Annotated in this window: 11 protein-coding genes; 3 read left to right on the top strand and 8 right to left on the bottom strand. The window is 72.9% G+C overall.

The genetic code is table 11. The features are described 5' to 3' along the window. Nucleotides 1-217: 217 nt before the first annotated feature. The 8 genes from ACWDR0_RS33325 to rimP form a co-directional block, all read right to left on the bottom strand. Complete coding sequence (locus ACWDR0_RS33325) at nt 218-1,162, bottom strand: bifunctional riboflavin kinase/FAD synthetase (protein WP_456355567.1); 945 nt, start codon at nt 1,160-1,162, stop codon at nt 218-220. A gap of 96 nt (nt 1,163-1,258) precedes the next feature. Next, nucleotides 1,259-2,158: a tRNA pseudouridine(55) synthase TruB gene (gene truB / locus ACWDR0_RS33330; protein WP_456355568.1), complete on the bottom strand. Its 900-nt coding sequence runs from the start codon at nt 2,156-2,158 to the stop codon at nt 1,259-1,261. Further along, nucleotides 2,155-2,652: a 30S ribosome-binding factor RbfA gene (gene rbfA / locus ACWDR0_RS33335; protein WP_456355569.1), complete on the bottom strand. Its 498-nt coding sequence runs from the start codon at nt 2,650-2,652 to the stop codon at nt 2,155-2,157. Before rbfA ends, truB begins: the two co-directional genes overlap by 4 nt. A 60-nt stretch (nt 2,653-2,712) precedes the next feature. Further along, the gene (locus ACWDR0_RS33340) at nt 2,713-3,006 is read right to left on the bottom strand and encodes a DUF503 domain-containing protein (protein ID WP_366259716.1); all 294 of its coding nucleotides are present in this window, start codon (nt 3,004-3,006) and stop codon (nt 2,713-2,715) included. A 138-nt stretch (nt 3,007-3,144) separates the two neighbouring features. Then, a complete protein-coding gene (gene infB / locus ACWDR0_RS33345) occupies nt 3,145-6,264 on the bottom strand; it encodes a translation initiation factor IF-2 (RefSeq protein ID WP_456355570.1) in 3,120 nt (1,039 codons plus the stop codon). Nucleotides 6,265-6,412: 148 nt separating this feature from the next. Further along, the gene (locus tag ACWDR0_RS33350; protein ID WP_456355571.1) at nt 6,413-6,709 is read right to left on the bottom strand and encodes a YlxR family protein; all 297 of its coding nucleotides are present in this window, start codon (nt 6,707-6,709) and stop codon (nt 6,413-6,415) included. Nucleotides 6,710-6,862: 153 nt separating this feature from the next. Next, a complete protein-coding gene (gene nusA / locus ACWDR0_RS33355; protein WP_456355572.1) occupies nt 6,863-7,876 on the bottom strand; it encodes a transcription termination factor NusA in 1,014 nt (337 codons plus the stop codon). A gap of 2 nt (nt 7,877-7,878) precedes the next feature. Then, nucleotides 7,879-8,376, bottom strand: coding sequence for a ribosome maturation factor RimP (rimP, locus tag ACWDR0_RS33360; protein ID WP_456355573.1), 498 nt, complete (start codon nt 8,374-8,376; stop codon nt 7,879-7,881). A 197-nt stretch (nt 8,377-8,573) separates the two neighbouring features. Between rimP and ACWDR0_RS33365 the strand changes: the two genes are divergently transcribed. From ACWDR0_RS33365 to ACWDR0_RS33375, 3 genes are read left to right on the top strand one after another with little or no spacing between them, the layout of a single operon-like run. Then, nucleotides 8,574-9,131, top strand: a complete 558-nt coding sequence (locus ACWDR0_RS33365; protein WP_456355574.1) for a hypothetical protein — start codon at nt 8,574-8,576, stop codon at nt 9,129-9,131. After that, a complete protein-coding gene (locus ACWDR0_RS33370) occupies nt 9,128-9,583 on the top strand; it encodes a ferritin-like domain-containing protein (RefSeq protein ID WP_456355575.1) in 456 nt (151 codons plus the stop codon). Before ACWDR0_RS33365 ends, ACWDR0_RS33370 begins: the two co-directional genes overlap by 4 nt. A gap of 17 nt (nt 9,584-9,600) precedes the next feature. After that, nucleotides 9,601-10,518 (top strand): aminoglycoside phosphotransferase family protein, encoded by a 918-nt coding sequence (locus tag ACWDR0_RS33375; RefSeq protein WP_456355576.1) that lies wholly within the window; start codon nt 9,601-9,603, stop codon nt 10,516-10,518. Nucleotides 10,519-11,035: the final 517 nt, after the last annotated feature.

The following is an 11,035-nucleotide window of genomic DNA, read 5'->3' on the forward strand; positions in this document are numbered from 1 at the left end:
GCATCGCACGTGGCGAGGAGGTGAGCCCGGAGGCCACCGACCTGCCCGAACCAGACAGGACCGGGTGACGACCCCACGGAGAGCGGGACTCGACCACCGTTGGAGCACCCGCACCCAGCAGGGACAGCAGGTACGAGTACCCAGGGGTGCGAGGAACTGCGCGACAAGCCACAGACGACCCGCACCCGGACACGCGGAACCGGGGCCCAAGGCCCCCTCAGTGGGAGGCGACCAGCTCGCGGCAGTGTTGGACGTCGCGGGCCATTGCTACCAGGAGGTCGTCCACCGAGGCGAACTTCTCCTGGCCGCGGACGTAGGCGAAGAAGTCGATCGCGACGTGCAGCCCGTAGAGGTCGAGGTCGACGCGGTCGATGGCGTATGCCTCGACGGTCCGCTCGACGCCGTCGAACTGCGGGTTCGTGCCCACGGAGATCGCCGCGGGCATCCGCTCCCCCGCGGCCGTCAGCCAGCCCGCGTACACCCCGTCCGCGGGGATCGCGGTATGCGGGAGGGTCTCCAGATTGGCGGTGGGGAAGCCCAGTTCGCGGCCGCGCTGGGCGCCCCGGACGACGATGCCCTCCACCCGGTGGGGGCGGCCCAGGATCTCCCGGGCGCCCTCGACGTCGCCCGCGGCGACCAGCCGGCGGGTGAGGGTGGAGGAGAAGGGCTCGCCGCCGCCCGCCTCACCGCTGACGTAGAGGTCGACGACCTCGACGTCGTAGTCGTAGGTGGCGCCCAGCTCCGCCAGATAGTCCACGGTGCCCGCGGCCCGGTGGCCGAAGCGGAAGTTGGGGCCCTCCACGACGGTCCTGGCGTGCAGCTTGTCGACCAGGACCTTGACGATGAAATCGGCGGGCGAGAGCTTCGAGAACTCCGCGGTGAAGGGGAGGATGAGAACCGCGTCCACCCCCAGCCCCGCCATCAGCTCGGCCCGCCGGTGATGGGGCGCGAGGAGCGGCGGGTGGCTGCCGGGGCGGACGACCTCGCTGGGGTGCGGGTCGAAGGTGACCACGACCGAAGGAACGGACAGTTCGCGCGCCCGCTCCACCGCCCGCCCGATGATCAACTGGTGGCCGCGGTGAACACCGTCGTAGGAACCGATGGTGACGACGCTGCGCCCCCAGTCCTCGGGGATGTCCTCCAAGCCACGCCAGCGCTGCACTGTGACCGCTCCTCGCCGAACCATCAGTTACACAAGACCAGTATTCGCAGGTCTAAGACTGCCATGCCCACGCCCGTGGGCAGCCACCGGCTGCCCTCAGACGAAGACGGCGAGGCTCTTCGCCTTGCCCTTCTGCTCCTCCACGAGGGCCACGAACCGGTCGTCGGGGCCGAATGCGGCCACGGGTGAGCGGTCGTAGCCGGGCATGTCCAGCCGTACCCCGTTGGCGAGCAGCCCGGCGCGCCGGGCGTCGAGGTCCCAGCGGGGGAAGGCCGCCGCGGCGGCCTCGGCGACGGGCATCACGGTCAGCTCCTCCTGGAGCTGTTCGAGGGTTTTGGCCGCGTCCAGTCCGTAGGGGCCGACGCGGGTGCGCCGCAGGGCGGTCAGGTGGCCGCCGACGCCGAGTCCGGCGCCCAGGTCGCGGGCGAGGGCCCGGATATAGGTGCCGGAGGAGCAGACGACGGAGACGACGAGGTCGAGGACGGGGGTGCCGTCCTCGGCGGTGTCCGGCCGGACGTCGTAGACCCGGAAGGAGGAGACGGTGACCGGGCGGGCCGGGATCTCGAAGTCCTCGCCGCCGCGGACGCGGGCGTACGACCGCTTTCCGTCGATCTTGATGGCGCTGACCTTCGACGGCACCTGCATGATCGCGCCGGTGAGGGCGGCGACACCGGTGTCGATCGCGGTCCGGGCGATGCCGGAGGCGTCGGCGGAGGCCGTGATCTCGCCTTCGGCGTCGTCGGTGACGGTGCTCTGGCCGAGCCGGATGGTGCCCAGGTACTCCTTCTCGGTGAGCGCGAGATGGCCGAGGAGCTTGGTGGCCCGCTCGATGCCGAGGACGAGGACGCCGGTCGCCATGGGGTCGAGGGTGCCCGCGTGGCCCACCCGGCGGGTCCGGGCGATGCCGCGCATCTTGGCGACGACGTCGTGGGAGGTGAAGCCCGACGGCTTGTCGACGATGACCAGGCCGTCGGGCGCGGGGGTGCGCTGGGTCATGCGGACGCGGAGCCCCCGGTGCGGCCACCGTCGGTGTCCGGGTCATCGCCGTCGGTGTCGGCGGCGTCGTCGTCCTCGGGCTTGCGGTACGGGTCGGCGTCACCGGCGTAGGCGGCGCCGGAGGACACCTCCCGGACCCGGGCGTCGGAGGCCCTGGCCTGGTCGAGGAGGTCCTCGATGGTCCGGGCGGTCTCCGGGAGGGCGTCCGCGACGAACGTGAGCGTCGGGGTGAACTTGGTGCCCGCCGCGGCGCCCACCGCGCTGCGCAGGACGCCCTTGGCGCTCTGCAGCCCGGCCGCCGCGCTGGCCCGGTCCTCGTCGTCGCCGTAGACCGTGTAGAAGACCGTGGCCTCCCGCAGATCGCCGGTGACCCGGGTGTCGGTGATGGTCACGTGCGAGCCGAGCCGCGGGTCCTTGATACCGCGCTGTAGCTTCTCGGCGACGACTTCCCTGATCAGGTCCGCCAGTTTCTTCGCCCGCGCGTTGTCGGCCACTGGTCCTTCTCCTTCTTACCTGCTGTGCCCCGCCACGATGGCCGTGGTGGGCGTTCCACTTCAGTCTTCGTCGCTGTGGAGCCTGCGTCGAACCGAGAGCAGTTCCACTTCGGGCCGGGCGGCGACGAAGCGTTCGCACCGGTCCAGTACGTCGGTCAGATGTCCGGTGTCCCCGGAGACCACCGCCAGGCCGATCGCAGCCCTCCGGTAGAGGTCCTGGTCGCCGGTCTCCGCCACGCTGACCGCGAATTTGCGGTGCAGTTCGGCGACGATCGGACGGACCACGGAGCGCTTCTCCTTCAGCGACCGTACGTCGCCGAGGAGCAGATCGAAGGACAGCGTTCCCACATACATGTATGTATCCGGATGTCCCGCCGGTTCGGGTTCAGGGGCGCCTGCCGGTACTCGACGGCGACACCGGAACCGTACACGCAGCGGCCGGGGCCGATCGACGGAATTCTCCGCCGACCGGCCCCGGCCGACTGCTGTGCGTCAGCCTCGCGGCTTCTCGCGCATCTCGTACGTCGCGATGACGTCGTCGATCTTGATGTCGTTGAAGTTTCCGAGGTTGATACCGCCCTCGAAGCCTTCGCGAATCTCGGTGACGTCGTCCTTGAAGCGGCGCAGACCCTCGATGTTGAGGTTCTCGGCGACCACCTTGCCGTCGCGGATGAGACGGGCCTTGGTGTTCCGCTTGACCTCGCCGGAGCGGATGAGCACACCCGCGATGTTGCCCAGCTTGGAGGAGCGGAAGACCTCGCGGATCTCCGCGGTGCCCAGCTCGACCTCTTCGTACTCCGGCTTGAGCATGCCCTTGAGGGCCGCTTCGATCTCCTCGATGGCCTGGTAGATCACCGAGTAGTACCGGACGTCGACGCCCTCGCGCTCCGCCATCTGCGAGGCACGGCCGGCCGCGCGGACGTTGAAGCCGATGACGATGGCGTCGGAGCCCATGGCCAGGTCGATGTCCGACTCGGTGACCGCACCGACACCGCGGTGCAGGACCCGGATGTCGACCTCTTCGCCGACGTCGAGCTGGAGCAGGGAGGACTCGAGGGCCTCCACCGATCCGGACGCGTCGCCCTTGATGATGAGGTTGAGCTGCTGGATCTCGCCGGCCTTGAGGACCTTGTCGAGGTCCTCCAGGGAGACCCGGCGCACGCGCTTGGCGAACGCGGCGTTGCGCTCGCGAGCGGCGCGCTTCTCCGCGATCTGGCGGGCCGTGCGGTCCTCGTCGACGACGAGGAAGTTGTCGCCGGCGCCCGGGACGTTGGTGAGACCGAGGACGAGGACCGGGGTCGAAGGACCGGCCTCCGCCACGTTCTCGCCCTTGTCGTCGAGCATGGCCCGCACGCGGCCGTAGGCGTCGCCCACGACCATCGTGTCGCCGATGCGCAGCGTTCCGCGCTGGACCAGGACCGTGGAGACGGCGCCGCGGCCGCGGTCGAGGTGGGACTCGATCGCGATGCCCTGCGCGTCCTGGTCCGGGTTGGCCCGGAGGTCGAGGGAGGCGTCGGCGGTGAGGACGACGGCCTCCAGCAGCTCCTCGATGTGGAGGCCCTGCTTGGCGGAGATGTCGACGAACATGGTGTCGCCGCCGTACTCCTCGGCCACCAGACCGAACTCGGTGAGCTGGCCGCGCACCTTCGTCGGGTCCGCGCCCTCGACGTCGATCTTGTTCACCGCGACCACGATCGGCACGTCGGCCGCCTTGGCGTGGTTGAGCGCCTCGATCGTCTGGGGCATCACACCGTCGTTGGCCGCCACCACGAGGATCGCGATGTCGGTCGACTTGGCACCACGGGCACGCATGGCGGTGAACGCCTCGTGACCGGGGGTGTCAATGAAGGTGATCTTGCGGTCTTCGCCGTTGACCTCGGTCGCGACCTGGTAGGCACCGATGTGCTGGGTGATGCCACCGGCCTCGCCCGCGACCACGTTGGTCTTGCGGATCGCGTCGAGGAGGCGGGTCTTACCGTGGTCGACGTGGCCCATGACGGTGACCACCGGCGGACGGGAGACCAGGGCCTCGTCGCCGCCCTCGTCCTCGCCGAACTCGATGTCGAAGGACTCGAGCAGCTCGCGGTCCTCCTCCTCCGGGCTGACGATCTGAACCGTGTAGTTCATCTCGTCGCCGAGCAGCTGGAGGGTCTCGTCGGAGACGGACTGCGTCGCCGTGACCATCTCGCCGAGGTTCATCATGACCGCGACGAGGGACGCCGGGTTGGCGTTGATCTTCTCCGCGAAGTCGGTGAGGGACGCACCGCGCGACAGACGAATGGCTTCGCCGTTGCCGCGGGGCAGCATCACGCCGCCGACCGACGGGGCCTGCATGGCCTCGTACTCCTGGCGCCTCTGCCGCTTCGACTTGCGGCCACGACGGGCCGGGCCGCCGGGACGGCCGAAGGCGCCCTGCGTGCCACCACGGCCGCCGGGACCACCCGGACGGCCACCGAAGCCGGGACGACCGCCGAAGCCGCCGCCACCGCCGCCGGGGCCACCGCCGCCGGGACGGCCGGCGAAGCCGCCGCCACCACCGGGACGACCGCCGCCGCCACCGCCGCCACCGGGACGGCCGGCGAAGCCGCCGCCACCACCGGGACGGGCACCGGGACCGCCGGGACGACCGCCGCCGCCACCGGGACGGGCACCGGGACCGCCACCAGGACGGGGGCCCGCGGCCGGACGCTGCGGCATCATGCCCGGGTTCGGGCGGTTGCCCGCGGGGCCGCCGCCGGGGCGGGGAGCCTGCGGACGCGGCATCGCGCCGGGGGTGGGACGGGGAGCGCCGCCCTGGCCCTGCGGGCGCGGAGCGCCGCCGGGGCCGCCCTGCGGACGCGGGCCGCCGGGGGACGGGGCACCGCCGGGACGGGCGCCGCCGGGACGGGGCGACTGCGGCCGCGCCATTCCGGTGGAGCCGCCGGAGGTGAAGGGGTTGTTGCCCGGACGGGGACCCGCCGGACGGTTACCGCCGGGGCGCGGCGCGCCACGGTCGCCGGACGCCGGGCGCGCGGGGCGCTCGCCGCCGGGGCGCGGGGCGCCACGGTCGCCGGACGGGCCGGGACGGGCACCGGGACGCGGGCCGGAGGAGCCGGGCCGCGGACCGGACTGCCCGGACTGGCCGGACGGAGCCGGCTGGCTGGGCTGCGCCGCGGGCTGCGCGGGCGCCGGGGCGGAGAACTCCGCCGCGGGCACGGGCGTGACCGGGCCGGGCCGGGCCGCGGGCTTGGGACCCGGGCGCGGGCCGGGGGCCGGCGCGGCGGGAGAGGGGGTGCTGCCGGGGGCCTCGGCGGCGGTCGGCCGGGGGGCCGGGGCGCCGGGCTTGGGGGCGGCGGGACGGGGCGCGGCCGGAGAGGGCGCGCCGGGGGTGGGGCCGCCCGGTCGGGGGGCGGCGGGGGTGGGCGCGGCCTTGCGGGGCGCGCCGGGCTTGGCAGCGGTCTTGCCGGCGGAGCCGGACCCCTGCAATGCGTCAGTCAACTTGCGTACAACCGGCGCCTCGATCGTCGAGGACGCCGAACGGACGAATTCACCGAGTTCCTGGAGCTTGGCCATGACGACCTTGCTCTCCACACCGAACTCCTTGGCGAGTTCGTATACCCGGACCTTAGCCACTTCGCTCCTTTGAGGTCCGGATTACCGCCGGACCGTCGCTACTTCATGGGCGTACTCATCGCGTACTCATCGAGTGCTCATCGCAATCTCGACCTACTTCCGACTCGCGAGGTACCTGACCGCACGGGGTCCCGTGCCGTACTTCTTCTTACTCATCCTGCTCCGCTGCCCGCTCCGCCTGCTGTACGCGCAGACGCAGCCCGGCCGTGTCGAGCGGGCCCTCGGCCCTCAGGGCCCGGGGGAACGCCCGGCGGCGGACCGCCTGATCGAGACAGACCACGGCGAGGTGTACATACGCACCCCGGCCGGGCAGCGTACCGCGATCATCGGGGACGCACTCGTCCCCGATCCTCACGATGCGCAGAAGGTCGCTCTTGGCCGCACGCTTACGACAGCCCACACACGTACGTTCTGGGCATGCGCCGACATGCGTCCGGCCAGACACGGCTAAGTCTACCTCCCCGTAGCGACCTCACCCCTTTGGGGCAAAAATCGAACACTCATCTGTCTCGTTCGGCCACGGTCGGTGGCCGCGGGGCCCCGCCCGGCCCGCCACAGGGGCGGCCGGGGCGGGTGGTGCGGGCGCAACTGCGCAGGGTCAGCGGCCGCCCTGCGCCGGAGCCGCCTCGCCGGGCTGCTCGGTGTCCGAGCGGATGTCGATGCGCCAGCCGGTGAGCCGCGCGGCGAGCCGGGCGTTCTGGCCCTCCTTGCCGATCGCCAGCGAGAGCTGGTAGTCGGGGACGGTCACCCGGGCCGAGCGGGCCCCGAGGTCCACGATCTCGACCTTGCTGACCCGGGCCGGGGAGAGCGCGTTCGCCACCATCTCGGCCGGGTCGTCCGACCAGTCGACGATATCGATCTTCTCGCCGTGCAGTTCGGCCATCACATTGCGCACCCGGCCGCCCATCGGGCCGATACAGGCACCCTTGGCGTTCAGGCCGGCCCGGGTGGACCGGACCGCGATCTTGGTGCGGTGGCCGGCCTCACGGGCGATGGCCGCGATCTCGACGCTGCCGTCCGCGATCTCCGGGACCTCCAGCGCGAAGAGCTTCTTCACCAGGCTGGGGTGCGTACGGGAGAGGGTCACGGACGGGCCGCGAACGCCCTTGGCCACCCGTACGACATAGGTGCGCAGCCGCAGCCCGTGGGTGTACTCCTCGCCGGGGACCTGCTCCTGCACCGGCAGGATGGCCTCCAGCTTGTCGTCCAGCTTGACCAGGACGTTCTTCGGGTCCTTGCCCTGCTGCACCTGGCCGGAGACGATATCGCCCTCCCGGCGGGCGTACTCGCCGAAGGTGACGTCGTTCTCGGCGTCCCGCAGCCGCTGCTGGATGACCTGGCGGGCCGTGGTGGCGGCGATCCGGCCGAAGTCGGTCGGAGTGTCGTCGAACTCCTTGGGCTCCTGGCCCTCCGGCACGTCGGACGGGTCCTCCTTCGCCCAGACGGTGACATGGCCGGTCTCCCGGCTCAGGACGACCCGGGCGTGGCGGCGGCTGTCCGGAGTGCGGTGGTACGCAATGAGGAGGGCCGACTCGATCGCCTCGACCAGCAGGTCGAAGGGAATCTCCTTCTCCTGTGCCAAGCCCTTCAGGAGCTTTACGTCGATGTCCACGGCTACGCCTCCTCTTCCTTCTTGTCCTTGCGGTTGAACTCGATCTCCACACGCGCCCCGGCGATCTCTGCGAAGGCGATCCGGCGGGCGGTCGGCTTGCGCCCCTTGAGCCCGGGGACCTCGGCGTCCAGCCCGTCCTCGTCCACGGCGAGCACCCGGGCGACCAGGTCGCCGCCCTCGTTCAGCCGGAACTTCACCAGACGGCCGGCGGCGCGCACATAGTGGCGCGGCTCGGTCAGCGGGCGGTCGGCGCCGGGGGAGCCGACTTCGAGGGTGTACTCCTCCTCGCCCATCACATCGGACGCGTCGAGCGCGCCGGAGATCTCACGGCTCAGCTCGGCACAGGCGTCGAGGGTGAGGCCCTCGTCGGAGTCCACCACGATTCTCAGCTGTCGGCGCCGGCCCGCGCGGGTCACCTCGATCTCTTCCAGATCCAGTCCGGCGGCGCCGACGAGCGGCTCCACCAGCCCGCGCAGCCTCTCGCTCTGGGTGGTGCTCATCCGGGTGACTCCTCGGCCGCGTGTGCTGTTGTGGGTCCGTCGCGTCCGTGCGGCGGGGCCGTCACGGATGGTCGCGTGTCAGATCAAAGGGTATCCGGTCCGGAAGGGTGTTGCCGTCCACCAGAGGGGGACCCGCGGGTACGCTCGCCTGCGGCGATGATCATCACGGAGCCGCCGGTCGAACGAGGGAGAAACGTGTGAGGCGCCCGGGAACGACGAGACGACGTGCGCTCGCAGTGACGGGCGCGACGGCAGGTGCCGTGGTGACAGGGGCGCTCTCCGGCTGTTCGGGTGAGCCGTCGGAGCCCGGCGGACGCGACCGCGCACACGGCGCGGCGGGGGCGCGCGAGCGCGGCGGAGCGCCGGAGGGATCCGGGACCGCGGCGGCGGACGCCGCCCTGCGGAAACGGTTGGCCGTGTCCGGCGGGGCGCTGCGGGACCGCTACGACGCGGTCATCGCCGCGCATCCGGCCCTGGCCGGGCGGCTCGCGCCGCTGCGGGCCGCGTCCGCCGCCCACACCACCGCCCTCGGCGGCGCCCCGGCCGCGGGCGGCCCCGGCCCCTCGGCCGTACCGCCGGACCCCGCGGCGGCGCTGACGGAACTGGCCGCCGCCGAGCGCCGGTCCTCCGCCGCCCTCACCACCGCTCTCGCCGGGGCCGGACCCGAGCTGGCCCGGCTGCTGGCCTCGGTCGCGGCGGCCGGCGCGGCCAACGCCTATCTGCTGACCGCCCGCCCCGAGAAGGCCGGCCGGTGACCGGGGACCGGGAGCCGCTGGCCGCCGTCCAGGCAGCGCTCGCCGCCGAGCACGCGGCGGTGTACGGGTACGGGGTGGTCGGCGCCCGTATCGGCACGGACCGGCGGGCCGAGGCCCGCCAGGCCCATTCCGCCCACCGGGCCCGCCGGGACGCCCTCGTCCGCGCCGTCCGCGACCTCGGCGGCACCCCGGTGGCCGCCGCCCCGGGCTACGCCCTGCCCTTCCCGGTCCCCGACTCCGCCGCCGCCGTACGCCTCGCGGCGCATCTGGAGGACCGGATCGCCGGTGCCTGCTCCGACCTGGTCAGGGCCGCACAGGGCCCGCTGCGGACCGACGCGGCGGCGGCGCTGCGGGAGGCGGCGGTCCGGTCCGTGCGCTGGCGGGGCTCCGGCGTAGCCTTTCCTGGGCTCGCCGAGCGGTCGGCGGCCACCGGCCGTCCGGCCGGAGCATGAGAGGAAGTCGCACAGGCATGGATTTCGAAGCGCCCCGGCGTCTGGTGCGGGCGCTCGCCGAAGGCGACGGCACACACGAAGGTCCGGACGACGCGCGCTGGCTCACCGAGCTGCCGGAGCTCCTCGCCCGGACGGTGGAGCAGGCCGGCCTGAACATCGACCGGGTGATCGCTCCCGGCGGCCGCGGCAGCCTCGTCGTCCTCGTACACCTCCCCGACGGCACCCCGGCCGCACTGAAGCTGGCCCCGCCGTCCGCCTCCCCCGGCCCGGAACGGACGGCGCTGGAGCACTGGGACGGCTTCGGCGCGGTCCGGTACCTCGGGCCCGCCGGTGACTCCGGGGACGGTCTGCTGCTGGAGCGGCTGCACCCCGAGGTCTCGGTACGCTCCCTGCCGGAGGCCAAGGCCGTCCTGGAGGCCGCGGGCGCGCTGCGCAGGCTCTGGGTCGCACCACCGCCCGCCGGTCACGGCATCGGGACGGTGGCGGAGCGTACGGCGGAGCACGCCGAGCGGCTCCGGCGCGCCGGCTCCGGCGAGACGGCACCCCTGGTCGAAGCCGCCCTGACCGTACGGGACGAGCTGCTCGCGGCCGCGGAGCCCGAGGAGTTCCTGCTGCACGGCTGCTTCCACCAGGGCAAGGTGCTCGCCGGTGACCGGACGCCGTGGCTCGTGGTCGGGCCCGACCCGCTGATCGGGGAGCGTGCCTACGATCTGGCGCGGCTCGCCCGGGACCGCGCGGAGGACCTGGTCGCCACGACCGCGGGCCCCTCGACGGCCCGCCGCCGCGTGGGGCGCCTGGCGGACTCGCTGGACCTGGACCGGGAGCGGGTCCTCGGCTGGACCCTGTTCCGCACGGTCGCCTCGGCGATCGCCTCCCTCGAAGCCGACCGCCCCCGCGAAGCGGAACCCCTCCTGGAGTTCGCCTCCTGGCTGTGACGCCTCCCCCTGGGGGACCTTGGGCCTCGGGCCCCGGGCCGTGGGTGCTGTCTCCGCGTGTCCGGCTGCGGGCCGTCTGTGGCTTGTCGCGCAGTTCCTCGCGCCCCTGGGTACCCGTGCCTGCTGCCCTTGCCCGGTGCGGGTGCCTCCGGGGTGGTCGAGTCCCGCTCTTCGTGGGGTCGTCACCCGGTCCTGTCTGGTTCGGGCAGGTCGGCGGCCTCCGGGCTCACCTCCTCGCGGACTGCGATGCACCGCCACTGAAACGCGTCCCTGCTTGTCGCAGCCCACTGCGGGGGCGACCCTGCACCCCCCTCCCCACGGACCCGTTGCATGGATGCCCCCGGGCCCGAGGATGCCGACAGGGTCCCGCGCCAAACAATGGACGCACATCCCCAGGGCGGGCCCGCACCCCGAGTGGGGCACACCCTCCGACCCGGGTGACCGCAAGATTTGTCCTCCCCCGGTGACGGCGACACCATCAGGGGCTTTGCGGTGCTGCTCAAGTCGGGATCACGTG

Source organism: Streptomyces sp. NPDC003691, assembly GCF_053981115.1.